This is a genomic window from Cupriavidus sp. LA-1 (assembly GCF_055385985.1).
The window spans coordinates 2,817,183-2,843,623 of sequence record NZ_AP031387.1 but is presented as its reverse complement, the minus strand read 5'-3'; the positions used below and the strand labels follow the sequence as shown (position 1 = coordinate 2,843,623).

General features: G+C 64.6%; 25 protein-coding genes and 1 tRNA gene. 25 read left to right on the top strand and 1 reads right to left on the bottom strand.

The genetic code is table 11. From position 1 onward, the window contains the following. Window positions 1-27: 27 nt before the first annotated feature. From ilvC to ACZ5MJ_RS13235, 5 genes are all read left to right on the top strand, one after another. On the top strand, window positions 28-1,044 hold the full coding sequence (ilvC, locus tag ACZ5MJ_RS13255; protein ID WP_432259626.1) for a ketol-acid reductoisomerase: 1,017 nt from the start codon (window positions 28-30) through the stop codon (window positions 1,042-1,044). 254 nt (window positions 1,045-1,298) lie between these two features. After that, window positions 1,299-1,949 carry a phosphatidylserine decarboxylase gene (locus tag ACZ5MJ_RS13250; protein ID WP_432259627.1) on the top strand — a complete coding sequence of 217 codons (651 nt, stop codon included), beginning with the start codon at window positions 1,299-1,301 and terminating at the stop codon, window positions 1,947-1,949. Between the two features lie 25 nt (window positions 1,950-1,974). Then, window positions 1,975-2,871, top strand: a complete 897-nt coding sequence (gene pssA, locus ACZ5MJ_RS13245) for a CDP-diacylglycerol--serine O-phosphatidyltransferase (RefSeq protein ID WP_464219875.1) — start codon at window positions 1,975-1,977, stop codon at window positions 2,869-2,871. A gap of 124 nt (window positions 2,872-2,995) precedes the next feature. Beyond that, entirely contained in the window at window positions 2,996-3,499 is a 504-nt protein-coding gene (lysM, locus tag ACZ5MJ_RS13240; protein ID WP_464219874.1) for a peptidoglycan-binding protein LysM, read from the top strand. A 336-nt stretch (window positions 3,500-3,835) separates the two neighbouring features. After that, a complete protein-coding gene (locus tag ACZ5MJ_RS13235; RefSeq protein ID WP_464219873.1) occupies window positions 3,836-5,377 on the top strand; it encodes a 2-isopropylmalate synthase in 1,542 nt (513 codons plus the stop codon). 30 nt (window positions 5,378-5,407) lie between these two features. Here ACZ5MJ_RS13235 and ACZ5MJ_RS13230 read toward each other — a convergent pair whose 3' ends face one another. Beyond that, the gene (locus ACZ5MJ_RS13230; protein ID WP_464219872.1) at window positions 5,408-5,617 is read right to left on the bottom strand and encodes a hypothetical protein; all 210 of its coding nucleotides are present in this window, start codon (window positions 5,615-5,617) and stop codon (window positions 5,408-5,410) included. A gap of 100 nt (window positions 5,618-5,717) precedes the next feature. Here ACZ5MJ_RS13230 and ACZ5MJ_RS13225 point away from each other — a divergent pair, with 100 nt between their 5' ends. The 20 genes from ACZ5MJ_RS13225 to ACZ5MJ_RS13130 all read left to right on the top strand — a co-directional run bounded on the left by ACZ5MJ_RS13225 (window position 5,718) and on the right by ACZ5MJ_RS13130 (window position 26,430). After that, window positions 5,718-6,974: a branched-chain amino acid ABC transporter substrate-binding protein gene (locus ACZ5MJ_RS13225; protein WP_464219871.1), complete on the top strand. Its 1,257-nt coding sequence runs from the start codon at window positions 5,718-5,720 to the stop codon at window positions 6,972-6,974. Window positions 6,975-7,147: 173 nt separating this feature from the next. Beyond that, the gene (rpsO, locus tag ACZ5MJ_RS13220) at window positions 7,148-7,417 is read left to right on the top strand and encodes a 30S ribosomal protein S15 (RefSeq protein ID WP_010809136.1); all 270 of its coding nucleotides are present in this window, start codon (window positions 7,148-7,150) and stop codon (window positions 7,415-7,417) included. Between the two features lie 460 nt (window positions 7,418-7,877). Next, window positions 7,878-10,049 carry a polyribonucleotide nucleotidyltransferase gene (gene pnp / locus ACZ5MJ_RS13215; protein ID WP_464219866.1) on the top strand — a complete coding sequence of 724 codons (2,172 nt, stop codon included), beginning with the start codon at window positions 7,878-7,880 and terminating at the stop codon, window positions 10,047-10,049. Between the two features lie 184 nt (window positions 10,050-10,233). Further along, window positions 10,234-11,238 (top strand): NAD(P)H-quinone oxidoreductase, encoded by a 1,005-nt coding sequence (locus ACZ5MJ_RS13210; RefSeq protein WP_464219865.1) that lies wholly within the window; start codon window positions 10,234-10,236, stop codon window positions 11,236-11,238. 114 nt (window positions 11,239-11,352) lie between these two features. Beyond that, window positions 11,353-12,090, top strand: coding sequence for a triose-phosphate isomerase (gene tpiA / locus ACZ5MJ_RS13205; RefSeq protein WP_464219863.1), 738 nt, complete (start codon window positions 11,353-11,355; stop codon window positions 12,088-12,090). Between the two features lie 63 nt (window positions 12,091-12,153). After that, the gene (gene secG / locus ACZ5MJ_RS13200) at window positions 12,154-12,528 is read left to right on the top strand and encodes a preprotein translocase subunit SecG (RefSeq protein WP_464219862.1); all 375 of its coding nucleotides are present in this window, start codon (window positions 12,154-12,156) and stop codon (window positions 12,526-12,528) included. A gap of 187 nt (window positions 12,529-12,715) precedes the next feature. Next, a tRNA-Leu gene (locus ACZ5MJ_RS13195) sits at window positions 12,716-12,800 on the top strand. Window positions 12,801-12,966: 166 nt separating this feature from the next. Beyond that, window positions 12,967-13,326 carry an NADH-quinone oxidoreductase subunit A gene (locus ACZ5MJ_RS13190; protein ID WP_078195723.1) on the top strand — a complete coding sequence of 120 codons (360 nt, stop codon included), beginning with the start codon at window positions 12,967-12,969 and terminating at the stop codon, window positions 13,324-13,326. A gap of 6 nt (window positions 13,327-13,332) precedes the next feature. Further along, a complete protein-coding gene (locus ACZ5MJ_RS13185) occupies window positions 13,333-13,815 on the top strand; it encodes a NuoB/complex I 20 kDa subunit family protein (protein ID WP_011297145.1) in 483 nt (160 codons plus the stop codon). A 1-nt stretch (window position 13,816) separates the two neighbouring features. Beyond that, window positions 13,817-14,419, top strand: a complete 603-nt coding sequence (locus ACZ5MJ_RS13180) for an NADH-quinone oxidoreductase subunit C (RefSeq protein WP_464219854.1) — start codon at window positions 13,817-13,819, stop codon at window positions 14,417-14,419. Between the two features lie 6 nt (window positions 14,420-14,425). Continuing rightward, complete coding sequence (locus tag ACZ5MJ_RS13175; RefSeq protein WP_464219853.1) at window positions 14,426-15,679, top strand: NADH-quinone oxidoreductase subunit D; 1,254 nt, start codon at window positions 14,426-14,428, stop codon at window positions 15,677-15,679. A 184-nt stretch (window positions 15,680-15,863) separates the two neighbouring features. After that, window positions 15,864-16,361, top strand: a complete 498-nt coding sequence (gene nuoE, locus ACZ5MJ_RS13170; RefSeq protein WP_078198488.1) for an NADH-quinone oxidoreductase subunit NuoE — start codon at window positions 15,864-15,866, stop codon at window positions 16,359-16,361. 1 nt (window position 16,362) lies between these two features. Further along, entirely contained in the window at window positions 16,363-17,658 is a 1,296-nt protein-coding gene (nuoF, locus tag ACZ5MJ_RS13165) for an NADH-quinone oxidoreductase subunit NuoF (protein ID WP_432259640.1), read from the top strand. A 12-nt stretch (window positions 17,659-17,670) separates the two neighbouring features. Beyond that, window positions 17,671-20,034: an NADH-quinone oxidoreductase subunit NuoG gene (gene nuoG / locus ACZ5MJ_RS13160; RefSeq protein ID WP_464219849.1), complete on the top strand. Its 2,364-nt coding sequence runs from the start codon at window positions 17,671-17,673 to the stop codon at window positions 20,032-20,034. 21 nt (window positions 20,035-20,055) lie between these two features. Continuing rightward, the gene (gene nuoH / locus ACZ5MJ_RS13155) at window positions 20,056-21,120 is read left to right on the top strand and encodes an NADH-quinone oxidoreductase subunit NuoH (protein ID WP_464219847.1); all 1,065 of its coding nucleotides are present in this window, start codon (window positions 20,056-20,058) and stop codon (window positions 21,118-21,120) included. A gap of 61 nt (window positions 21,121-21,181) precedes the next feature. Beyond that, the gene (gene nuoI / locus ACZ5MJ_RS13150; RefSeq protein ID WP_042884667.1) at window positions 21,182-21,673 is read left to right on the top strand and encodes an NADH-quinone oxidoreductase subunit NuoI; all 492 of its coding nucleotides are present in this window, start codon (window positions 21,182-21,184) and stop codon (window positions 21,671-21,673) included. 149 nt (window positions 21,674-21,822) lie between these two features. Continuing rightward, complete coding sequence (locus ACZ5MJ_RS13145) at window positions 21,823-22,467, top strand: NADH-quinone oxidoreductase subunit J (protein ID WP_464219844.1); 645 nt, start codon at window positions 21,823-21,825, stop codon at window positions 22,465-22,467. 17 nt (window positions 22,468-22,484) lie between these two features. Beyond that, on the top strand, window positions 22,485-22,790 hold the full coding sequence (gene nuoK, locus ACZ5MJ_RS13140) for an NADH-quinone oxidoreductase subunit NuoK (RefSeq protein ID WP_018005450.1): 306 nt from the start codon (window positions 22,485-22,487) through the stop codon (window positions 22,788-22,790). A 58-nt stretch (window positions 22,791-22,848) separates the two neighbouring features. Continuing rightward, window positions 22,849-24,936, top strand: coding sequence for an NADH-quinone oxidoreductase subunit L (nuoL, locus tag ACZ5MJ_RS13135; RefSeq protein WP_464219841.1), 2,088 nt, complete (start codon window positions 22,849-22,851; stop codon window positions 24,934-24,936). A gap of 27 nt (window positions 24,937-24,963) precedes the next feature. Next, entirely contained in the window at window positions 24,964-26,430 is a 1,467-nt protein-coding gene (locus tag ACZ5MJ_RS13130; protein WP_464219839.1) for an NADH-quinone oxidoreductase subunit M, read from the top strand. Window positions 26,431-26,441 lie beyond the last annotated feature (11 nt).

Genomic DNA, 26,441 nt, shown 5'->3' with positions numbered 1-26,441 from the left:
CAAAAGACAGAGATTGAAGGAATCATCATGAAAGTGTTTTACGACAAGGACGCCGACCTCTCCCTGATCAAGGGCAAGAACGTCACCATCATCGGCTATGGCTCGCAGGGCCATGCCCACGCGCTGAACCTGAAGGATTCGGGCGTCAATGTGACGGTCGGCCTGCGCAAGAGTGGCGCGTCGTGGAACAAGGCCGCCAACGCCGGCCTGCAAGTCAAGGAAGTGGCCGAGGCCGTCAAGGGTGCCGACGTGGTCATGATCCTGCTGCCGGACGAGCAGATCGCCGACGTGTACAAGAACGAAGTGCACGACAACATCAAGGAGGGCGCTGCGCTGGCCTTCGCCCACGGCTTCAACGTGCACTACGGTGCCGTGATCCCGCGCGCCGACCTGGACGTGATCATGATCGCGCCCAAGGCCCCGGGCCACACCGTGCGCGCCACGTACACCCAGGGTGGCGGCGTGCCGCACCTGATCGCCGTGCACCAGAACAAGTCCGGCGCCGCCCGTGACATCGCGCTGTCGTACGCCACCGCCAACGGCGGCGGCCGTGCCGGCATCATCGAGACCAACTTCCGCGAAGAAACCGAAACCGACCTGTTCGGCGAGCAGGCCGTGCTGTGCGGCGGTACCGTCGAGCTGATCAAGGCTGGCTTCGAAACCCTGGTGGAAGCTGGCTACGCGCCGGAAATGGCCTACTTCGAGTGCCTGCACGAACTGAAGCTGATCGTCGACCTGATCTACGAAGGCGGCATCGCCAACATGAACTACTCGATCTCCAACAACGCGGAATATGGTGAGTACGTCACCGGCCCGCGCGTGGTGACCGAAGAGACCAAGAAGGCGATGAAGCAGTGCCTGACCGACATCCAGACCGGCGAGTACGCCAAGAGCTTCCTGCTGGAGAACAAGGCCGGCGCCCCGACCCTGATCTCGCGCCGCCGCCTGAACGCAGAGCACCAGATCGAGGTGGTTGGCGAGAAGCTGCGCGCGATGATGCCGTGGATCGCCAAGAACAAGATGGTCGACCAGTCGAAGAACTAAGCTGCATCGCTGTCTGATGGCCCGCGCCGCACGGCGGCGGGCCGAGGCCGTTCAGCGTCCCGTGCCACACCCTTCTATCATCAGGAGGGAGTCGCGGGGCCTGAACGGCTTTTTGTTATGCTTGTCAGACTTTGGGTAAGGCGTGCATTATCCTGCTCCGCGACCATGGAGCGCTGGCGATGGCCGCTGCCGTCGCCATTGCCGCGTTCCGTCCCGCCTTGCCATGGTCTTGTATCCACCGACACCTGTACTGCATGAACTATCCTCATCCGCTGATCGCCCGTGAAGGCTGGCCGTTCCTGGCCGGCGCCTTTGTCATCTCGCTGCTGGTGCATGCCAGCGCGGGCTTCTGGTGGGCGTTGCCGCTGTGGATCATCACGGTATTCGTGCTGCAGTTCTTCCGCGATCCGCCGCGCCCGATCCCGTCGCAGCCCAACGCCGTGCTGGCCCCGGCCGACGGCCGTATCGTCGTGGTCGAAAAGGCGCAGGATCCGTACGCCGGCCGCGAGGCGCTGAAGATCAGCGTCTTCATGAACGTCTTCAACGTGCACTCGAACCGCGTCTCGGTCGACGGCGCGGTCGAGAAGGTCGAATACTTCGCCGGCAAGTTCGTCAACGCCGACCTGGACAAGGCATCGGTCGAGAACGAGCGCAACGCCGTGCTGATCCGGCGCGCCTCCGACGGCCAGCTGGTGACGCTGGTGCAGGTGGCCGGCCTCGTGGCCCGCCGCATCCTGTGCTACACCAAGGTGGGCGACAACCTGTCGCGCGGCCAGCGCTATGGCTTTATCCGCTTCGGCTCGCGCGTGGACGTCTACCTGCCGCTCGATGCGCGCCCGCGCGTGACCATCGGCGAGAAGGTATCGGCCTCGTCGACCATCCTCGCCGAACTCGACGTGAAGTGAGCGGCGGCCTGACCGGAGGACTGTGATGGTTGCCTTCCATCGACGTAACAAGCGCAGCAGCAACGGCAACGTGACCCACCTGCGGCCGTTCCGCCATAACCAGCTGCGCGGCGCCGACGACGACTTCGACGACGATGCCGGCGACGACCACGATGTGGTCTACCAGCGTCCGCGCCGGCGCGGCATCTACCTGCTGCCCAACGCGTTCACCACCGCGGCGCTGTTCGCGGGCTTCTTCGCCATCGTCCAGGCCATGAACATGCGCTTCGACGCCGCGGCCATCGCCATCTTCGCGGCGATGGTGCTGGATGGCATGGACGGGCGCGTGGCGCGCATCACCAATACGCAGAGTGCGTTTGGCGAGCAGTATGACTCGCTGTCGGACATGACCTCGTTCGGGGTTGCGCCGGCGCTGGTGATGTATGAATGGATCCTGCATGACCTGGGCAAGTGGGGCTGGATCGCAGCCTTCGTCTACTGCACCTGCGCGGCGCTGCGCCTGGCGCGCTTCAACGCCAACATCGGCATCGTCGACAAACGCTTCTTCCAGGGGCTGCCCAGCCCCGCGGCCGCCGCGCTGGTGGCTGGCTTTGTCTGGCTGGTGATCGACAACAAGCTGCCGGTCAAGGAGCTGTGGATGCCGTGGGTGGCCTTCGGCATTACGCTGTACGCCGGGCTGTCGATGGTGTCCAACGCGCCGTTCTACAGCGGCAAGGCGCTTGACGTGCGCTACCGCGTGCCGTTCGGCATGATGGTGCTGGTCCTGGTGCTGTTCGTGGTGGTCTCCACCGACCCGCCGGTGGCGCTGTTCGGCCTGTTCGTGGTCTATGCAATCTCGGGCTATGTGCTGTGGGCCTGGCGGTCCATGCACGGCAAGCCGGGCATCGAGAAGAAGCCACGCGAAAACGGCGGCAAGGCCTAAGTGTTGTAAGCAGAAGGGCGCTCAGGCGCCCTTCTTGCTTTGCAGGATTCACAATTGTTTTCATGCCACGGCCATCAGGGCGTGGCACTCTGCAGTGTTTTCCACTCACCGTCAGGAGGATGTCATGGGCATGTTCGACTTCATCAAGGAAGCGGGAGAAAAGCTGTTCGGCACCGGCGAGGCCAAGGCCGCGCAGGAGGCCGCCGCGGCGGATGCGTCGGCGGAGAATGTCGATGCCGCCAATCGCGCCGCGGGCGATGCGATCGAGAGCTACATCAACAAGATGGGGCTGGACGCCACCGGGCTGATGGTGCAGGTCGACGGCTCGCAGGGGCTGGTTACCGTGTTCGGCGTCGCGCCCGACCAGGCCACGCGCGAGAAGATCATCCTGTGCGCCGGCAATGTCGAGGGCGTGGACAAGGTCGAGGACAAGATGTCGGTCAATGTCGAGTCCGAGGAGTCGACGTGGCATACCGTGGTCAAGGGCGACACGCTGTGGGCGATCTCCCAGGCCGCCTATGGCAACGGCGCCGAGTACAACAAGATCTTCGAGGCCAACACGCCGATGCTGAGCAACCCGGACAAGATCTACCCGGGCCAGAAGCTGCGCATTCCGCCCAAGGGCTGATCCGTGCCGCTGGCGCATCCGGGCAAAATGGGCTAAACCCTGTATTGCACGGGCGCGCCAACTCGGATATAGTCGCTGACATGATTTCGCGCCAAGTCCTAATCGCCCGCACCACCCTAGGTGGCCTACTAGGCCATCAGGTCGGGACGCGCGCGCGCTAAGGACGGACTCACTCCCTTAGCGCGAAATCCGCAAGGAATTTTCTAACGCCCCGGCCTGCTTCATGCACGCCGGGGCGTTTTGCATTCCACAGCCGTGGAGCGCGGAACAGGCGGTAAAGCCCCGGACGCAGCATGCCGGGGACAGCACACGATAAGCAATCAGGAGCTCCACAAAATGTCTGACAAACTCATCATTTTCGACACCACCTTGCGTGACGGCGAGCAGTCGCCCGGCGCCTCGATGACCCGCGAGGAAAAGGTCCGCATCGCACGCCAGCTGGAACGCCTGAAGGTCGACGTGATCGAGGCCGGTTTCGCGGCGAGCTCCAACGGCGACTTCGAGGCAATCCGCTCGATCGCGCAGGTGGTCAAGGACTCGACCATCTGCTCGCTGGCCCGTGCCAACGACAAGGACATCGCCCGCGCCGCCGAGGCGCTCAAGCCGGCCAACTCGTTCCGCATCCACACCTTCATTGCCACGTCCGCGCTGCACATGGAGAAGAAGCTGCGCATGACGCCGGACGAGGTGTATAACCAGGCCCGCCTGGCGGTGCGCTTTGCGCGCCAGTTCACCGATGACATCGAGTTCTCGCCGGAAGACGGCAGCCGCTCGGACATGGACTTCCTGTGCCGCGTGCTGGAAGGCGTGATCGCGGAAGGCGCGACCACCATCAACCTGCCGGATACCGTGGGCTATGCCGTGCCCGAGGGCTACGCCGACCTGATCCGTTCGGTGCGCGAGCGCATCCCCAACTCGGACAAGGCGATCTGGTCGGTGCACTGCCATAACGACCTGGGCATGGCCGTGGCGAACTCGCTGGCCGCCGTCAAGATGGCCGGCGCGCGCCAGATCGAATGCACCATCAACGGCCTCGGCGAGCGTGCCGGCAACACCAGCCTGGAAGAAGTGGTGATGGCGGTGAAGACGCGCCGCGACTATTTCGACCTGGACCTCGGCATCGACACCACGCAGATCGTGCCGGCCTCCAAGCTGGTGTCGCAGATCACCGGTTTCGCGGTGCAGCCGAACAAGGCCGTGGTGGGTGCCAATGCCTTCGCGCATGCTTCGGGGATCCACCAGGATGGCGTGCTCAAGGCGCGCGACACCTACGAGATCATGCGCGCGGAAGATGTGGGCTGGACCGCGAACAAGATCGTGCTGGGCAAGCTGTCGGGCCGCAATGCCTTCAAGCAGCGCCTGCAGGAACTGGGCATCGAGCTCGAGAGCGAGACCGAAGTCAACGCCGCCTTCACCCGCTTCAAGGAACTGGCCGACCAGAAGGCCGAGATCTTCGACGAGGATATCGTCGCCATCGTCTCGAACGAGGCCCAGCACGACGCCAACGAGCACTTCCGCTTCATCTCGCTGTCGCAGCGTTCCGAGACCGGTGAGCGCCCGCACGCACGCGTGGTGTTCAGCATGGACGGCCAGGAGGAGAGCGGCGAGGGCGAGGGCAACGGCCCGGTCGACGCCACCCTGCATGCAATCGAGTCGCGCGTGGGCAGCGGCGCCGAGATGGTGCTTTACTCGGTGAACGCCATCACCGGCGGTACCGAGGCCCAGGGCGAAGTGACCGTGCGCCTGTCCAAGGCCGGGCGCATCGTCAACGGCGTGGGCACCGACCCGGATATCGTCGCCGCCTCGGCCAAGGCCTACCTGGCCGCGCTGAACAAGCTGCACGACAAGGCTGTGCAGAAGATCAATCCGCAGATCTGATCAAGGCGTCTGCTTCAGACGGCGGAAGGCCTACCCGGCCTGAGCGTACGGACCAAGCCCGCCATTCCCGACCCGGGGATGGCGGGCTTTTTCATACTCGTGCCCGGCCACGTCCCGCCTGGTCCAGGTATTGACCTGCGCCTTGTAGAGTTCGGGCGTCGACAGCATGTCGCGGCAGGCGGTCGGGTCCTCGCCGCTTGTGCGCTGGGCGCTGCTTTTTGGGGGATATTCCTGCAACATGGCCGTTTCCCCGGGGAACGCCATGTCGCTGGCTGCGCGCCATGGCAATTGCCGCCGGGCTGGGGCTGCCGTACCATCCAGCGCTTTCCGGGAGAGATGAATGAAGGTTGCGGCACGGTGGCGTGGATGGCTGGGCGGATTGTTGCTGGTGGCTGCGGCGGGCGCGTCGGCCCAGGAGCCGATCCGGCTGGGCATGATCGACGGCTTGTCCGGCCCGTTCGCCAACGCCGGCGAGGCGGTGGTGCGCAACCTGCGCCTGGCGATCGACCGCGTCAATGCGCGCGGCGGGGTGAAGACCGCCGAGGGCACGCGGCCGCTGGAGCTGGTCACCTTCGACAGCAAGGGCAATGTCGATGAAAGCCTGATCCAGCTGCGCGCGCTGACCGACAAGCGCATCCCCTTTGTCCTGCAGGGCAACAGTTCGGCCGTGGCCAGCGCGCTGGTGTCGGGCATCAACCGCCACAATGCGCGCCAGCCCGACGCGCGCGTGCTGTTCCTGAACTACTCGGCGGTCGATCCCAGCCTGACCAACGAGAACTGCAGCTTCTGGCACTTCCGTTTCGACGCCAGCGCCGACATGCGCATGCAGGCGCTGACCGAGGTGATCCGCCAGGACCAGGCCGTGCGCCGCGTCTACCTGATCGACCAGGACTACAGCTTCGGCCACCAGGTATCGCGCTCGGCGCGCGAGATGCTGGCGGCACGCCGCCCGGATATCCAGATCGTGGGCGACGAGTTCCACCCGATCGGCAAGATCAAGGACTTCGCGCCCTATATCGCCAAGATCAGGGCGAGCGGGGCGGACGCGGTCATCACCGGCAACTGGGGCAACGACCTGACGCTGATGGTCAAGGCCGCGCGCGAAGGCGGCCTGCAGGCCCGGTTCTATACCTTCTACGGCAACGGCCTGGGCGCGCCCGCGGCGATGGGCGATGCCGGCGTGGGCCGCGTGCTCGCGGTGGCGGAATGGCACCCCAACGTGGGCGGCGCGGCGTCGGACGCCTTCTACCGGCAGTTCCGCGCGCGCTATCCGGACCCGAAGGACGATTACGTGCACCTGCGCATGCAGATGATGGTGGAGATGCTGGCGCGCGCGATCGAGCAGGCCGGCTCCACCGATGCGGTCAAGGTGGCGCGCGCGCTGGAGAACATGCGCTACGTCAATGACTTCCACGAGGCCACCGTGCGCGCCGACGACCACCAGGTGCTGCAGCCGCTGTACGTGTCGGTGATGGAGCGCCAGGGCGGGGCGGTGCGCTTCGACAACGAGGGCTCGGGCTATGGCTTCCGTACCGTGCGCAAGCTCAAGGCCGCGCAGACCACGCTGCCGACCACGTGCCGGATGGAGCGCCCCTGAGCGTTGGGGCATACGGCCAGGCTGCCGGGTACTCCTGCCGCGGCTTTTCGGCTATAATCCGCGGCTGTCGTGATCGGGCCATCGGCCTGATGGCGGCAGTAGCCAGTCAATACATGGCACGACGCATGCGGCGCATCCCGCGCTGTAGCGTTCGCAAGTGAAAGGAAATCATCATGGCAGTCGCCGATATCAACAAGTCCGAAGTCATCAAGCAGTTCGCACGTGGCGCCAACGACACTGGCAGCCCCGAAGTGCAAGTGGCCCTGCTGACCACCCGCATCAACGAACTGACCCCGCACTTCAAGGCCAACATGAAGGATCACCACAGCCGCCGCGGTCTGCTGCGCATGGTGAGCCGCCGTCGCCGCCTGCTGGACTACCTCAAGTCCAACGATGCCGACCGTTACCGCGCCCTGATCGAAAAGCTGGGCCTGCGCAAGTAAGGTTGCGTCGGAGGTTGCGTCAGATGGCAGCGCGATTCCAGGGTTTGCACGGTTTCGCGTGAGGCCTCGATGCCTGCTTCAGCATTGCTGGGGCAGGCATTTTGCATTTCTGGCGGGGTGAATCCGCCTTGCCGAGGGATGCAAGGCAGTTGATGAAGTGATTTTTGCTTCACGCCGCCCGGCGAGCATTCTGATTCCCCGGGCGCCCGTTGCAGCAAGCTGCGCAACGGAGTAAGTTGTTCTTTTTTGTTTTGAATACCCGGATCGGGCAAGGAACCAGGGCTTTGTGTCATTCCAGCGCGGCATCGGCATGCCAGTGCCGCGCTGGAATGGCATAGCACTTCCCTGCGACTGCGACCGGCAACCCGGCAGTTTGCCTGCGGCTGAGAACGCAGGCGTCGCAGGCCGCGCGCGAGTGATTGCGTGATTGCGCGGCATGCACGCAAGTCAAGGAATGCAAATGTCCATGTTCAACAAGGTCGTCAAGGAATTCCAGTGGGGCCAGCACACGGTCCGCATGGAAACCGGCGAAATCGCCCGCCAGGCCGGCGGTGCGGTGCTGGTCGATGTGGAAGACACCGTGGTGCTCGCGACCGTGGTCGCCGCCAAGAGCCCGAAGCCGGGCCAGGACTTCTTCCCGCTGACCGTCGACTACATCGAGAAGACCTACGCAGCCGGCAAGATCCCCGGCGGCTTCTTCAAGCGTGAAGGCCGTCCGTCGGAAAACGAGACGCTGACCTCGCGCCTGATCGACCGTCCGCTGCGTCCGCTGTTCCCGGAAGGCTTCTACAACGACGTCCAGGTGGTGATCCACGTGGTGTCGCTGAACCCGGAAGTGCCCGCCGACATCCCCGCGCTGATTGGCGCGTCGGCCGCGCTGGCCGTGTCGGGCATCCCGTTCAACGGCCCGGTGGGCGCCGCGCGCGTGGGCTACAAGGACGGCCAGTACCTGCTGAACCCGACCCGCTCGCAGATCGCTACCTCGGACCTGGACCTGGTGGTCGCCGGCACCGAGCGCGCCGTGCTGATGGTGGAATCGGAAGCCAACCAGCTGTCCGAGGACGTCATGCTGGGCGCCGTGGTCTATGGCCACGAGCAGATGCAGATCGCGATCAACGCCATCCATGAGCTGGTGCGCGAAGGTGGCAAGCCTGAGTGGGACTGGACCCCGGCCGCCAAGAACGAGCCGCTGATCGCCAAGGTCACCGAAGTGGCACTGCCGCTGCTGCAGGAAGCCTACCAGCTGCGCCAGAAGTCGGCCCGCAGCCAGAAGCTGAAGGAAGTGTCGGCCAACGTGGCCGCCGCGCTGGAAGCCGCCGGCGTGCAAGCCGACAAGGTGGAAGTCGGCAACATCATGTTCGATCTGGAAGCCAAGATCGTCCGCGGCCAGATCCTGGGCGGCGAGCCGCGCATCGACGGCCGCGACACCCGCACCGTGCGCCCGATCGAGATCCGTTCGTCGGTGCTGCCGCGCGCGCACGGCTCGGCGCTGTTCACCCGTGGTGAAACCCAGGCGCTGGTGGTGGCCACGCTGGGCACCAAGAGCGACGAGCAGATCATCGACGCGCTCGCAGGCGAATACCGCGACCGCTTCATGCTCCACTACAACATGCCTCCGTTCGCCACCGGCGAAACCGGTCGCGTGGGCAGCCCGAAGCGCCGCGAAATCGGCCACGGCCGCCTGGCCAAGCGCGCACTGATCCCGGTGCTGCCGAAGGACGATGAATTCGCCTACACCATCCGCCTGGTTTCGGAAATCACCGAGTCCAACGGCTCGTCGTCGATGGCTTCGGTCTGCGGCGGCTGCCTGGCGCTGATGGACGCCGGCGTTCCGGTCAAGGCGCACGTGGCCGGCGTGGCCATGGGCCTGATCCTGGAAGGCAACAAGTTCGCCGTGCTGACCGACATCCTGGGCGACGAAGACCACCTGGGCGACATGGACTTCAAGGTGGCGGGTACCGACAACGGCATCACTGCGCTGCAGATGGACATCAAGGTCCAGGGCATCACCAAGGAGATCATGCAGGTTGCGCTGGCGCAGGCCAGGGAAGGCCGCCTGCACATCCTGCACAAGATGCAGGATGCGATGGGCCACGCCCGCACCGAGCTGTCGGCGCACGCGCCGCGCATGATCACCATGAAGATCCATCCGGACAAGATCCGCGAAGTGATCGGCAAGGGCGGTTCGACCATCCAGGCGCTGACCAAGGAAACCGGCACCACCATCGACATCCAGGAAGACGGCACGATCACGATCGCGTCGACCTCGACCGACGGCATGGCCGAAGCCAAGCGCCGCATCGAGGGCATCACCGCGGAAGCCGAAGTGGGCAAGATCTACGCCGGTACCGTGCTGAAGCTGCTGGACTTCGGCGCCATCGTCAACATCCTGCCGGGCAAGGATGGCCTGCTGCACATCTCGGAAATCGTCAACGAGCGTGTGAAGGACATCAAGGACTGGCTGAAGGAAGGCCAGCATGTCCGCGTCAAGCTGATCCAGGCTGACGAGAAGGGCCGCCTGCGCCTGTCGCTGAAGGCCGCGCTGGCCGAAGAGGGCGGCAGCATCAGCCCGATCAACGCCGGCGAAGCCGCTGCCCCGGCAGCCCCGGCCGAGGGCTCGGAACAGCAGTAAAGTCAGCGGGGCAGGATTGCCCGCGGGCGCCGCCGCAAGGTGGCGCCGCCGGAAAAACGGCTGGACGATGTCCAGCCGTTTTTTTGTTTACACTGCCGGCAACCCTATCGAGCCAAGGCTCACACCGACCCTGGCGCGACCCGTCGTCGAGCCGCGCCAAGACAAGTACAAGGAGCAGAGCAGCATGCAAGCCATCGAGATCCGCGAATACGGTGCCCCCGAAGTCCTCCAGCTGGCCGAGCGTCCCGACCCGGTGCCGGGTGCGGGCGAGGTCCTGATCCGCGTGGCTGCCGCCGGCGTCAACCGTCCCGACGTATTCCAGCGTACCGGCAACTACCCGGTGCCGCCGGGCGCTTCGGACCTGCCCGGCCTGGAAGTGGCGGGCGTGGTGGTGGGCGGCGACCTGTCGCATGCCGACAACCGCTTCGGCCTGAAGGTGGGCGACCGCGTCTGCGCGCTGGTGCAGGGCGGCGGCTACGCGCAGCTGTGCACGGCGCCGCTGGCGCAGGTCCTGCCCGCGCCGCGAGGCCTGAGCGATATCGAGGCCGCGGCGCTGCCGGAGACTTTCTTCACGGTCTGGAGCAATGTATTCGACCGCGGCTACCTGGGCCAGGGCCCGCGCGGCAAGGATGAAACCCTGCTGATCCAGGGCGGCTCCAGCGGCATCGGCACGACCGCGATCCAGATTGCCAAGGCGCTGGGCTACAAGGTCTTTGTCACCGCCGGCACCGATGAGAAGTGCAAGGCCTGCGAAGACCTGGGCGCAGATCGGGCGATCAACTACAAGACCCAGGACTTCGTTGCCGAGGTGGCCGCGCTGACCGGCGGCAAGGGTGTCGACGTGATTCTCGACATGGTTGCCGGCCCGTACCTGGCGCGCGAGCTGAAGTGCATCGCCGACGATGGCCGCATCGTCATCATCGCGCTGCTGGGCGGTGCCAAGGCCGAGATCCCGCTGGGCGATATCCTGCGCCGGCGCATCACCGTGACCGGTTCCACGCTGCGTCCGCGCCCGGCATCGTTCAAGGGCGAGATCGCCGCGGCGCTGCATGAGCAGGTGTGGCCGCTGCTGGCCGCCGGCAAGATCAAGCCGGTGATCCACCAGGTGTTCCCGGCTGCGCAGGCAGCCGACGCGCATCGCCTGATGGAGTCGAGCGAGCATATCGGCAAGATCGTGCTGACCTGGTAAAGCGCAGCGCCCGTTGCATGTGGCCAATGCCGCCGCCCCCCGGCATCGGGCGGCGGTAGCGCCGTGCCCCTGCCACACGCTACAATACCGGGTTTGATTTGGGAGGGGCACTTCGTGAGACAAAAGCTCGTCATCGGCAATTGGAAGATGCATGGCAGCCTGGCTGCGAACGCGGCGCTGCTGGAGGGAATCAAGGCTGGCGTGGCACCGGCGACGCTGGCGGTCTGCGCGCCGTTCCCCTATCTTGCACAATGCCAGGCGTTGCTGGATGGCTCGAAGGTGGCCTGGGGCGCACAGGATGTGTCGGCCGAGGCGCGCGGCGCCTTTACCGGCGAAGTGGCGGCATCGATGCTGGGTGAGTTTGGCTGCACTTATGTGCTGGTCGGTCACTCGGAGCGCCGCACTTACCACGGCGAAACCGACCAGGCCGTCGCGGCCAAGGCGCTGCGCGCGCTGGAATTCGGCATCGTCCCGGTGGTCTGCGTGGGCGAAACGCTGGCCCAGCGCGAGGCGGGCGAGACCGAGGCCGTGGTCGGCAGGCAGCTGCAGGCCGTGCTGGAGGCGCTGAGTGTTGAGCAGCTGAGCCGCGTGGTGCTGGCCTATGAGCCGGTGTGGGCGATCGGCACCGGCAAGACCGCCACCAGCGAGCAGGCGCAGGCGGTGCACGCTTTTCTGCGCGGCCAGGTTGCCGCGCGCGACGCGGGCGTGGCCGGGCGCATGGCCATCCTGTACGGTGGCAGCGTCAAGCCGGACAATGCGGCCGAACTGTTTTCCATGACCGATATCGACGGGGGCCTGATTGGCGGCGCCTCGCTGAAGTCGGAAGATTTTCTCGCGATCGGCAACGCCTGAATGCCGGCCGTTCCGATCGACCGATCAGGCAAGTAACCAGCCAGTAAGGCTTATTTAAATCAAATGGCAATCTTCAAGACATTGTTGGTGGTGCTGCAGGTGTTGTCGGCGCTGGGCGTGATTGGCCTGGTGCTGATCCAGCATGGCAAGGGCGCCGATGTGGGCGCGGCATTCGGTTCGGGCGCCTCGGGCAGCCTGTTCGGTGCCACCGGCTCGGCAAACTTCCTGTCGCGCACCACCGCCGTGCTGGCCACGCTGTTCTTCGTCTGCACGCTGGCGCTGACGCTGCTGGGCAATTACAAGCCCGCTGCGTCGCTGGGCGTGATGGGCGCGGCGCCGGCATCCGTGCCCGCCGTGGCAGGTGCGTCGGCTCCGGCCGCAGCGCCGGCTGCCGCTGCTGCCGCTTCGGCGCCGGCAGCCCCCGCTGTACCGAAATAATCCGATTGCCTTGCGGCGGATTCCTGAGTTTTTTTGCAGTTGTGCGTTGAACAAAGCAAGAAATCTGGGTTAGAATGCAAGGCTTGAAACGATTCCCCAGCGATGGGTTCCGAGCAAAGACGAAAGCCTCTGCAAAGGACCTGAAGGGCCTGAAAACCCGGCGCCAGGCAATATTGTTTCTCCCCCAGCCGACGTGGTGAAATTGGTAGACACGCTATCTTGAGGGGGTAGTGGCGAAAGCTGTGCGAGTTCGAGTCTCGCCGTCGGCACCAAACAACTTGATCGGAGTCCCTGGCCGGGCAATGCACCCGAGCGTGGGACTCCGGCAGTCCGCAAGGCGGCGCGCCATGAGGTCTATGGCTTAGCGCCTGGGGTGGGCAACAGGACGCCGCTTCAGCTGGTGCTGTTGACAACATTCCAGATAAGGCTGGCCGTACCTTGAATCTCGAAGCCTACTTCCCCGTTCTCATCTTCATCATCTTCGGTGTCGTGCTTGGCGTGGCACTGATGTCGATCGGTCGGATCCTCGGTCCGAACAAGCCCGATCCCGCGAAGCTGTCGCCGTACGAGTGCGGCTTCGAAGCGTTCGAGGACGCGCGCATGAAGTTCGATGTGCGCTACTACCTCATCGCCATCCTGTTTATCCTGTTCGATCTCGAAACCGCCTTCCTGTTTCCGTGGGGTGTCGCCCTGCGGGAAATCGGCTGGCCGGGTTTCATCGCCATGGGCGTGTTTCTGCTGGAATTCATCGTGGGCTTCGTCTACATCTGGAAAAAGGGCGCGCTCGATTGGGAGTGATGTGAAATGGCAATCGAAGGCGTTCTCAATGAAGGCTTCGTCACGACTACCGCTGACAAGCTGATCAACTGGACCCGCACCGGGTCGCTGTGGCCGATGACCTTCGGCCTGGCCTGCTGTGCTGTGGAAATGATGCATGCCGGCGCCGCGCGCTATGACCTGGACCGCTTCGGCGTGGTGTTTCGCCCGTCGCCGCGCCAGTCGGACGTGATGATCGTGGCCGGCACGCTGTGCAACAAGATGGCCCCCGCGCTGCGCAAGGTCTACGACCAGATGGCGGAACCGCGCTGGGTGATCTCGATGGGCTCGTGCGCCAACGGCGGCGGCTACTACCACTATTCGTACTCGGTGGTGCGTGGCTGCGACCGTATCGTGCCGGTGGATATCTACGTGCCGGGCTGCCCGCCGACGGCCGAGGCGCTGATCTACGGCGTGATCCAGCTGCAGAACAAGATCAAGCGTACCAACACCATCGCGCGCAAGGGCTGAAATGGCGAAGCTTGACATCCTGAAGGCCGCGCTCGAGAAAGCTCTCGGCAAGCGCGTGCAGAAACTGATCGAGGCGACCGGCGAACTGACGCTGATCGTCAAGGCCGACGACTACCTGGAAGCTGCCCGCACCCTGCGCGACGATCCCTCGCTGCGCTTCGAGCAGCTGATCGACCTGTGCGGCGTGGACTATTCCGAATACGGCGACGGCAGCTGGGACGGCCCGCGCTTCGCCGCGGTCTCGCAGCTGCTGTCGATCACCCACAACTGGCGCCTGCGCGTGCGCGTGTTCGCCCCGGACGATGATTTCCCGGTGCTGCCGTCGGTGATCGACGTGTGGAACGGCGTCAACTGGTTCGAGCGCGAAGCCTTCGATTTCTACGGCATCGTGTTCGACGGCCATCCGGACCTGCGCCGCATCCTGACCGACTACGGTTTCGTCGGCCATCCGTTCCGCAAGGACTTCCCGGTTTCCGGCTTTGTCGAGATGCGCTACGACCCGGAACAGAAGCGGGTCATCTACCAGCCGGTGACGATCGATCCGCGCGAAATCACGCCACGCGTGATCCGCGAGGAAAACTACGGCGGCTTGCAGCACGGATAACGCGCCATGGCAGACATCAAGAATTACACCCTGAACTTCGGCCCGCAGCACCCGGCCGCGCACGGCGTGCTGCGCCTGGTGCTGGAACTGGACGGCGAAGTCATCCAGCGCGCCGACCCGCATATCGGCCTGCTGCACCGTGCCACCGAAAAGCTGGCCGAGCAGAAGACCTGGATCCAGAGCGTGCCGTACATGGACCGCCTCGACTATGTGTCGATGATGGTCAACGAGCACGCCTACGTGATGGCGATCGAGCGCCTGCTGGGCCTCGAGGTGCCGGTGCGCGCGCAGTACATCCGCGTGATGTTCGACGAGATCACCCGCCTGCTGAACCACCTGATGTGGATCGGCGCGCACGCGCTGGACGTGGGCGCCATGGCGGTGTTCCTGTACGCCTTCCGCGAGCGCGAGGACATGTTCGACATGTATGAGGCGGTGTCGGGCGCGCGCATGCACGCGGCCTACTACCGTCCGGGCGGCGTGTATCGCGACCTGCCTGACACGATGCCGCAATATCGTGCGTCCAAGGTACACAACGAGCGCGCCATCAAGGTCATGAACGAGGCGCGTTCGGGCTCGCTGCTGGACTTCATCGAGGACTTCACCAGCCGGTTCCCGAAGTACGTCGACGAGTACGAGACGCTGCTGACCGACAACCGGATCTGGAAGCAGCGCCTGGTGGACATCGGCGTGGTAAGCCCGGAACGCGCGCTGCAGATGGGCTTTACCGGCCCGATGCTGCGCGGCTCGGGCATCGAGTGGGACCTGCGCAAGAAGCAGCCGTACGAGGTGTACGACAAGCTGGACTTCGACGTGCCGGTGGGCGTGGGCGGCGACTGCTACGCGCGTTACCTGGTGCGCGTGGAAGAGATGCGCCAGTCCAACCGCATCATCAGGCAGTGCGTGGAATGGCTGCGCCGCAACCCGGGCCCGGTGATCACCGATAACCACAAGGTGGCGCCGCCCTCGCGCGTGGACATGAAGTCCAACATGGAAGAACTGATCCACCACTTCAAGCTCTTCACCGAAGGCATCCATGTGCCCGAAGGCGAAGCGTACGCAGCGGTGGAACACCCGAAGGGCGAGTTCGGTATCTACGCGATCTCGGACGGCGCGAACAAGCCGTACCGCCTGAAGATCCGTGCGCCTGGCTTCCCGCACCTGGCCGCGCTCGATGAAATGGCCAAGGGACACATGATTGCTGACGCGGTAACGATCATCGGCACGCAAGACATCGTCTTCGGCGAGATCGACCGCTAATCACGGACCGCCGGCCCGGACGACGATCCGGGCGCTTTCCGCGGCGCTCCCCAGGGGGCGGGCGGAAGACCCGCGGCGGACCGGTAGGGCCTCAGGCCTGCCGGCGGAACGGGCAGCGACGGCTGCAAACCTGCGGAAGGGATCGCCCGGTGGCGCTGCCTTTCGCCGTTTTACTGCAATGACCATGCTATCAGCAGAAGCTCTCAAGGAAATCGATCGCGCGATCGCGAAGTATCCGGCCGACCAGAAGCAGTCGGCCGTGATGGCGGCGCTTGCCGTGGCGCAGGGCGAGGTGGGCTGGGTTTCCCCCGAAGTCATGCAGTTCGTCGCCAGCTATCTCGAGATGCCGCCCGTGTGGGTGGAAGAGGTGGCGACCTTCTACAACATGTATGACACCAAGCCGGTGGGCAAGTACAAGCTCACCGTCTGCACCAACCTGCCGTGCGCCCTGTCGGGCGGCGAGCGGGCTGGCGACTACCTGAAGCGCAAGCTCGGGATCGACTACAACGAAACCACCGCGGATGGCTGCTTCACGCTGAAGGAAGGCGAGTGCATGGGCGCTTGCGGCGATGCGCCGGTGATGATCGTCAACAACACCCGCATGTGCAGCTGGATGAGCGACGACAAGCTCGACGCCCTGGTCGACGAGCTCAAGGCCGAGGCTGCCAAGGGGGGCAAGTAACATGACCTGTCTGCACGACCGCCATATCCAGCCGCTGATCCTGGCCGGCCTGGACGGCAAGAACTGGCACCTGGAAGACTACGTCAAGCGTGGCGGCTACCAGCAACTCAAGCGCATCCTGACCGGGAAGATCCCGCCCGAGCAGGTGATCGCCGACGTCAAGGCCTCGGGCCTGCGCGGCCGGGGCGGTGCGGGCTTCCCGACCGGCCTGAAGTGGAGCTTCATGCCGCGTACGTTCCCGGGTCAGAAATACCTGGTCTGCAACACCGATGAAGGCGAGCCTGGCACGTTCAAGGACCGCGACATCATCCGCTACAACCCGCATGCGCTGATCGAGGGCATGGCCATCGGCGCGTACGCGATGGGCATCACCGTGGGCTACAACTATATCCACGGCGAGATCTGGAACGAATACAAGATCTTCGAGGAAGCCCTCGAAGAGGCGCGCGCCGCCGGCTTCCTGGGCGACAACATCCTGGGTTCGGGCTTCAGCTTCCAGCTGCACGCCCACCACGGCTACGGCGCCTACATCTGCGGCGAGGAAACCGCGCTGCTCGAATCGCTGGAAGGCAAGAAGGGCCAGCCGCGCTTCAAGCCGCCGTTCCCGGCCAGCTTCGGCCTGTATGGCAAGCCGACCACCATCAACAACACCGAGACCTTCGCCGCGGTGCCGTTCCTGCTGGCCGTCGGCCCCGAGAACTACCTGAAGATGGGCAAGCCGAACAACGGCGGCACCAAGATCTTCTCGATCTCGGGCGACGTCGAGCGTCCCGGCAACTACGAGATCCCGCTGGGCACGCCGTTCGCCAAGCTGCTGGAGCTCGCCGGCGGCATGCGCGGCGGCAAGCGCATCAAGGCGGTGATCCCGGGCGGCTCGTCCGCGCCGGTGGTGCCGGGCGACCTGATGATGGCGTCCGACATGGACTACGACTCGATCGCCAAGGCCGGCTCGATGCTGGGCTCGGGCGCGGTGATCGTGATGGACGAGACGCGCTGCATGGTCCGCTCGCTGCTGCGCCTGTCGTACTTCTATTTTGAGGAATCGTGCGGCCAGTGCACACCGTGCCGCGAAGGCACCGGCTGGCTCTACCGCATGGTCAATCGCATCGAACACGGAGAGGGGCGCCAGGAAGACCTGGACCTGCTCAACAACGTCGCGGAAAACATCATGGGCCGCACCATCTGCGCGCTCGGCGATGCCGCGGCGATGCCGGTCCGCGGCATGCTCAAGCACTACTGGAAAGAGTTCGAATATCACGTCGAACACAAGCAGTGCATGGTTCCGGCCTACATCTAAGCGTGGCAGAACATGGTTGAACTAGAGATCGACGGCAAGAAGGTTGAGGTTGCTGAAGGCAGCCTGGTGATGGAAGCGGCCCGCAAGCTGGGCACCTACATCCCGCACTTCTGCTACCACCGTAAACTGTCCATTGCGGCCAACTGCCGCATGTGCCTGGTCGAGGTCGAGAAGGCGCCCAAGGCGCTGCCCGCCTGCGCCACGCCGGTGACCCCCGGCATGAAGGTCTTCACCAATTCGGAGAAGGCGGTCAAGGCACAGAAGTCCGTGATGGAATTCCTGCTGATCAACCACCCGCTCGACTGCCCGATCTGCGATCAGGGCGGCGAATGCCAGCTGCAGGACCTGGCCGTGGGCTATGGTGCTTCGGAGTCGCGCTACAAGGAAGAAAAGCGCGTGGTGTTCCACAAGAACGTGGGCCCGCTGATCTCCATGGAGGAGATGACCCGCTGCATCCACTGCACCCGCTGCGTGCGCTTCGGCCAGGAAGTGGCCGGCGTGATGGAGTTGGGCATGCTCAACCGCGGCGAGCACTCCGAGATCACCACCTTCGTCGGCAAGACCGTCGATTCGGAACTGTCGGGCAACATGATCGACCTGTGCCCGGTCGGCGCGCTGACCAGCAAGCCGTTCCGCTACTCGGCCCGCACCTGGGAACTGGCCCGCCGCAAGTCGGTGTCGCCGCATGACGGCCTGGGCGCGAACCTGGTGGTGCAGACCAAGAACCAGCGCGTGATGCGCGTGCTGCCGCTGGAAAACGAAGACATCAACGAGTGCTGGATCTCCGACAAGGACCGCTTCTCGTATGAAGGCCTGAACAGCGCCGACCGCCTGACCCGCCCGCTGCTGAAGCAGGGCGGCGAATGGATGGAAACCGACTGGCAGACCGCGCTGGAATACGTGGCCAACGGCCTCGCCAGCATCAAGCGCGATCACGGCGCCGACCAGATCGCCGCGCTGGCCAGCCCGCACAGCACGCTGGAAGAACTGTTCCTGCTGGGCAAGCTGATGCGCGGCCTGGGCAGCGACAACGTCGACTTCCGCCTGCGCCAGACCGATTTCTCGGCCGCACTGAAGGGCACGCCCTGGCTGGGCATGCCGGTGGCCGACGTGACCACCCTGCAACGCGTGCTGGTGATCGGCTCGTCGCTGCGCAAGGATCATCCGCTGCTGGCCTCGCGCCTGCGCCAGGCAACCAAGAAGGGTGCCCGCGTGGCCGTGCTCGGCGCCGGCGGTGAAGACCTGCTGATGCCGGCGACCCGCATCGACGTGGCACCGTCAGGCTGGACCGCCGCCCTGGCGGGCGTGGCCCGCGCCGTGGCTGCGGCCAAGGGCGTCGCCGCCCCGGCCGGCACCGAAGGTTTCGACGGTGCCGACAGCGCCGCCAAGGTGGCCGAAGCGCTGCTTTCGGGCGAGCGCCGCGCGGTGTTCCTCGGCAACGAGGCCGTGCGCCACCCGCAATTCTCGGCGCTGCACGCGCTGGCACAGTGGATCGCCACGGAAACGGGCGCCACGCTGGGCTTCCTGACCGAAGCCGCCAACACCGTCGGCGGCCATGTCGCCGGCGCGCTGCCCAGGCAGGGCGGCGCCAATGCGCAGGCCATGCTGGACACGCCGCGCAAGGCCTACATCCTGCTGAACACCGAACCCGAGTTCGACGCCGCCGACCCGAGCAAGGCGCTCGCTGCGCTGGCCCAGGCCGGCACGGTGGTGGTGCTGTCGCCGTTCCGTTCGGAAGCGGCCATGCAGTACGCCGACGTGATCCTGCCGGTGACGCCGTTCACGGAAACCGCCGGCACCTTCGTCAACTGCGAAGGCAAGCCGCAGAGCTTCAACGGCGTGGTGCGCGCGCTGGGCGAATCGCGTCCGGGCTGGAAGGTGCTGCGCGTGCTGGGCAACCTGCTGGACGTGGCCGGTTTCGACTACGAGACCGCCGAGTCGGTGCGTGCCGAAGTGCTGTCGGCCCCGGTCGACGCACTGCTGGACAACGGCACCGATGCGCCGATCCGCGTCAGCGCAGCGGCTGCCAACGGCATCGAGCGTATCGCCGATGTGCCGATCTACCACGCCGACCCGATCGTGCGCCGCGCCGAGTCGCTGCAGCTGACCGCTGCCGCGCGCCGCGCCATGCAGATCGCACTGCCGGCCGACCTGTTCGCCAGCCTTGGCATCCAGTCCGGCGATCCGGTGCGGGTCACGCAAGGGCAGGGCAGCGTGGTGCTGCCGGCCGTGCTCGAAGCCACGCTGCCGGCCAATACCGTGCGCGTGCCGGCTGCGACGCCGGCGGCCACGAGCCTGGGCGCGATGTTCGGTGCGGTCACCGTAGAGAAGGCCATTGACCTGGCGCCGGCCACCGGCACCGTGGCCACGGCGTAAGAACAAGAGCGAGAAGAAGACATGATTGACTGGATTACCTCGCAAGGGCAGGGCGCGCTGGGCGTGTACTGGACGCCGCTGTGGATCCTGATCCGCGCCGTGCTCATCGTGGTGCCGCTGCTGCTGTGCGTGGCCTACCTGATCCTGTGGGAGCGCAAGCTGATCGGCTGGATGCACGTCCGTCTCGGCCCGAACCGCGTGGGCCCGCTCGGCCTGCTGCAGCCGATTGCCGACGTGCTCAAGCTGCTGCTCAAAGAAGTGATGATGCCCACGCAGGTCAGCCGCGGCATGTACCTGGTCGCGCCGCTGATGGTGCTGATGCCTGCCGTTGCGGTCTGGGCCGTGATTCCGTTCCAGGCCGATGTGGTGATGGCGAACGTCAACGCCGGCCTGCTGTACGTGATGGCGATCAGCTCGGTTGGCGTCTACGGCGTGATCCTGGCCGGCTGGGCCTCGAACTCCAAGTACGCCTTCATCGGCGCCATGCGTGCCGCGGGGCAGATGGTGTCGTATGAAATCGCCATGGGCTTCGCGCTGGTGACGGTGCTGATGGTTGCCGGCAGCCTGAACCTGTCGGCCATCGTCAACGGCCAGAACACCGGCTACTTCGCCGACATGGGGATCAACATCCTGTCGTGGAACTGGCTGCCGCTGCTGCCGATGTTCGTTGTCTACTTTGTCTCGGGCGTGGCCGAAACCAACCGCCACCCGTTCGACGTGGTGGAAGGCGAATCGGAAATCGTGGCCGGCCACATGATCGAATACTCGGGCATGGCCTTCGCGCTGTTCTTCCTGGCCGAGTACATCAACATGATCATCATCTCGACGATGGCCGCGTTGATGTTCCTGGGCGGCTGGGCGCCTCCGTTCTCGAGCCTGGTCACCAATGCGATCCCCGGTTTCTTCTGGCTGCTGATCAAGGTATTCCTGCTGCTGTCGGTCTTTATCTGGCTCCGCGCCACGTTCCCGCGCTACCGCTATGACCAGATCATGCGCCTGGGCTGGAAGGTGTTCATTCCCCTGACCGTTGCGTGGCTGATCATCGTGGCGATCTGGATCAAGTCGCCGTGGAACATCTGGCACTGAACGGCCAAACGACGGTGCGCGCCGCTGCGCGCGCCGCTGGAAATACTAGGAAGCAATCGTCATGCTGCTCGCCATCAAGGACTTCTTCAACAGCCTGCTCCTGAAGGAACTCTTCAAGGGCATGGCCGTGACCGGCCGCTATCTCTTCGCGCGCAAGATCACCGTCCAGTTTCCGGAAGAGAAAACGCCGATCTCGCCGCGTTTCCGCGGCCTGCACGCGCTGCGCCGCTACCCCAACGGGGAAGAGCGCTGCATCGCCTGCAAGCTGTGCGAGGCGGTGTGCCCGGCGCTGGCCATCACGATCGAGTCGGACGTGCGCAACGATGGAACGCGCCGTACCACCCGTTATGACATCGACCTGACCAAGTGCATCTTCTGCGGTTTCTGCGAAGAGGCCTGCCCGGTCGATGCCATCGTGGAAACGCAGATCCTGGAGTACCACGGCGAGAAGCGCGGCGACCTGTACTTCACCAAGGACATGCTGCTGGCGGTGGGCGACCGCTACGAGCCGCAGATTGCGGCGGCCAAGGCTGCCGACGCCAAGTATCGCTGACCGGTTTGTGGCTGCCGAAGCTGGCAGCCGCTGCCACCGAATTTGAATGCGGCCCTCCTGAAGAGGGCCACTGCAAGGATGCCGCAGGAGCGGGCCACCCGAAGGGGATGGCTTGTGCCGAACGGCCCTGAGAGGATCCGATAGGAACCATGGAACTCACGACCACCATCTTCTACGTCTTTGCGCTGGTGCTGGTGCTCTCCGCACTGAAAGTCATCACTGCGAAGAACCCGGTGCATTCCGCACTGTTCCTCGTGCTGTCGTTCTTCACGGCCGCGGCGATCTGGATGCTGCTCAAGGCGGAATTCCTCGCCATCCTGCTGGTGCTGGTCTATGTCGGCGCGGTGATGGTGCTGTTCCTGTTCGTGGTGATGATGATCGATATCGACATCGAGCACCTGCGTCGCGACTTCTGGACCTACGTGCCGATGGCGTCGATCGTCGGCGCGCTGATCATCGCCGAGATGGCGATCGTGCTGGTGCGCAACTTCATCGGCACCACCACGCCGGTGGCGGCCGCCGGTTCGCAGGACCCGGGCTACTCGAACAGCGCCGCGCTCGGCAAGCTGATCTACACCGACTACATCTACGCGTTCGAAGTGGCCGGCATCATCCTGCTGGTGGCGATCATCGCCGCCGTGGCGCTGACCCTGCGCCGCCGCAAGGACGTCAAGGCCCAGGACGTGTCGGCGCAGCTGCGCACCCGCCGCGACGACCGCGTGCGCCTGGTGTCGATGCAGTCCGAAGGCCAGACCCAGCAGACGGAAGCCGCGGCTGCCGCCAATAAGAACTAAAGCCCGGAGAAATCGCTGTGCTCTCTCTCGCTCATTTCCTCGTGCTCGGTGCGATCCTGTTTGCGATCAGCATCGTCGGCATCTTCCTGAACCGCAAGAACGTGATCGTGCTGCTGATGGCGCTCGAACTGATGCTGCTTGCGGTGAACATCAACTTCGTCGCCTTCTCGCACTACCTGGGCGACCTGGCTGGTCAGGTTTTCGTTTTCTTCATCCTCACGGTGGCCGCCGCCGAGTCGGCAATCGGTCTCGCCATCCTGGTTGTGCTGTTCCGCAACCTGGATACGATCAACGTGGACGACCTGGATACCCTCAAGGGCTGATCCGTGGCGCACTACGCAGATACCCAAGACTCACCGACCGCACACCACTAAGCGTCCTATGGCAACCACGCTCAACCCCAACCTGCTGCTTGCGATTGCGCTGGCGCCGCTAGTCGGCTCCGCGATCGCCGGCCTGTTCGGTACCAAGTTCTTCGACCTGTTTTCCTCGGAGTCGCGCGGCGGCCGGATCGTGGCGCATACCGCCACGATCCTGGGCGTTGCCATTTCCTTCGTGCTGTCGGTGATGGTGCTGCTCGACGTGATGAACGGCGCCGGCTACAACGGCACCGTCTATGAGTGGATGGCCATCGGCAGCCTGAAGATGGAGGTCGGCTTCCTGGTCGACTCGCTGACCGCGATGATGATGGTCGTGGTGACCTTCGTCTCGCTGATGGTGCACATCTACACCGTCGGCTACATGGACGGGGACCCTGGCTACAACCGCTTCTTCGCCTACATCTCGCTGTTCACCTTCTCGATGCTGATGCTGGTGATGAGCAACAACTTCCTGCAGCTGTTCTTCGGCTGGGAAGCGGTGGGCCTGGTGTCGTACCTGCTGATCGGCTTCTGGTACACCCGCCCGACGGCCATCTTCGCCAACCTGAAGGCCTTCCTGGTCAACCGCGTCGGCGACTTCGGCTTCATTCTGGGCATCGGCCTGCTGCTGGCCTACGCCGGCAGCATGAACTACACCGAAGTGTTCGCCGCGCGCGAGCAGCTGGCAACCGTGATCTTCCCGGGCACCGACTGGCTGATGATCACCGTGGCCTGCATCTGCCTGTTCATCGGCGCGATGGGCAAGTCAGCGCAGTTCCCGCTGCACGTCTGGCTGCCTGACTCGATGGAAGGCCCGACCCCGATCTCCGCACTGATCCACGCGGCCACCATGGTGACCGCCGGCATCTTCATGGTCGCGCGCATGTCGCCGCTGTTCGAGCTGTCGGATACGGCGCTGTCCTTCGTGCTGGTGATCGGTGCCATCACGGCGCTGTTCATGGGCTTCCTGGGCATCATCCAGAACGACATCAAGCGCGTGGTCGCTTACTCGACCCTGTCGCAGCTGGGCTACATGACCGTGGCGCTGGGCGCTTCGGCCTACTCGGTGGCCGTGTTCCACCTGATGACGCACGCATTCTTCAAGGCGTTGCTGTTCCTGGGCGCGGGCTCGGTCATCATCGGCATGCACCACGACCAGGACATCCGCAACATGGGCGGCCTGCGCAAGTACATGCCGATCACCTGGATCACCTCGCTGGTGGGTTCGCTGGCGCTGATCGGCACGCCGTTCTTCGCCGGCTTCTACTCCAAGGACTCGATCATCGAGGCGGTGGCCGAGTCGCATATCGCCGGTTCGGGCTTTGCCTACTTCGCCGTGCTGGCCGGCGTGTTCGTCACTGCGTTCTACTCGTTCCGCATGTACTTCCTGGTCTTCCACGGCAAGGAGCGCTGGGGCCAGAACCATGACGGCCATGGCCATGAGGGCAACCACGAGGACGAGGAAGTCTCGCACGACCACCACCATGGCCTGGCTGCCGGCGAGACGCCGCACGAGTCGCCGTGGGTGGTGACGCTGCCGCTGGTGCTGCTGGCGATCCCGTCGGTGATCGTTGGCGCGATCGCGATCGAGCCGATGCTGTTCGGTGACTTCTTCAAGCATGGCATTGCCTTCAAGGACGTGATCTTCGTCGGCGAGAACCACCACGCCATGGAAGAGCTGAAGGAAGCGTTCCACGGCTGGGTGCCGATGGCGCTGCACTCGCTGACCACCCCCGTGCTGTGGCTGGCCATTGCCGGTGTGGTGCTGTCGTGGTTCTTCTACATGAAGCGCCCGGACATCCCCGAAGCCATCAAGAACCGCTTCTCGGGCCTGTACAAGCTGCTCGACAACAAGTACTACATGGACGCCATCAACCAGGCCGTGTTCGCCCGCGGCGCACGCCTGCTCGGTACCGGCCTGTGGAAGGGCGGCGACCAGAGCCTGATCGACGGCCTGTTCGTCAACGGCGCTGCGCGCGTGGTGGCATCGTTTGCTTCGGCCAGCCGCTACCTGCAGTCGGGCTATATCTACCACTACGCGTTCGCGATGATCGTCGGCATGCTGGTGCTGCTGACGCTGACGGTCACGGGCGTGATCGGCACCAAGTGATAGGCACCAAGTAAGGAAAACAAGGAAATGGTTCTGTCTTTCTCAATCTGGCTGCCTGTCTTTTTCGGCCTGCTGATCCTGGCCTTCGGCTCGGACCGCAGCCCGGGCTTTGTGCGGTGGATGTCGCTGTTCGGCTCTATCGTCAGCTTTGTCGTCACGCTGCCGCTGGTATTCCACTTCGACAGCGCCACCGCGGCCATGCAGTTCGTCGAAAAGGCGAACTGGATCGAGCGCTTCAACATCCACTACCTGCTGGGCGTTGACGGCCTGTCGATGTGGTTCGTGGTGCTGACCGCGTTCATCACGGTGATCGTGGTGATCTCGGCCTGGGAAGTGATCACCGAGCGCGTGGCCGAGTACATGGCGTCGTTCCTGATCCTCTCGGGCCTGATGATCGGCGTGTTCTGCGCGCTCGACGGCATGCTGTTCTACGTGTTCTTCGAAGCCACCCTGATCCCGATGTACATCATCATCGGCGTGTGGGGCGGCCCGAACCGCGTGTACGCGGCTTTCAAGTTCTTCCTGTACACGCTGCTGGGCTCGCTGCTGACCCTGGTCGCATTGCTGTACCTGTACAACAAGACCGGCACGTTCGACATCCTGCAATGGCACCAGGCCAAGCTGTCGATGAACGAGCAGATCGCATTGTTCATTGCCTTCTTCGTCGCCTTCGCGGTGAAGGTGCCGATGTGGCCGGTCCACACCTGGCTGCCCGACGCCCACGTGGAAGCGCCGACCGGCGGTTCGGTGGTGCTGGCCGCCATCATGCTGAAGCTGGGCGCCTACGGCTTCCTGCGGTTCTCGCTGCCGATCGCGCCTGACGCCAGCCACTACCTGGCCCCGTTCATCATCACCATCTCGCTGATCGCGGTGATCTACATCGGCCTGGTGGCCATGGTGCAGGCCGACATGAAGAAGCTGGTGGCGTATTCGTCGATCGCCCACATGGGCTTCGTCACGCTGGGCTTCTTCATCTTCAGCGACATCGGCGTGGAAGGCGGCATCGTGCAGATGATCTCGCACGGCTTTATCTCCGGCGCGATGTTCCTGTGCATCGGCGTGCTGTATGACCGCGTGCACTCGCGCCAGATCGCCGACTACGGCGGTGTGGTGAACACCATGCCGAAGTTTGCCGCGCTGTCGGTGTTCTTCGCGATGGCCAACTGCGGCCTGCCGGCCACCTCGGGTTTCGTCGGCGAGTTCATGGTGATCCTGGGCGCGGTCAAGTTCAACTTCTGGATCGGCCTGCTGGCCGCCACCGCGCTGATCCTGGGCGCCGCCTACTCGCTGTGGATGGTCAAGCGCGTGATCTTCGGCGACGTCGTCCACCAGCACGTGCGCGAGCTGGCCGACCTGAACAAGCGTGAGTTCGTCATGCTCGGCCTGCTGGCCATCATGACGCTGTACATGGGCCTGCACCCGAAGCCCTTTACCGACGTGATGCACGCGTCCGTGGTGAACCTGCTGTCCCACGCGGCACAGTCCAAGCTGTAATCGGGGAGAGA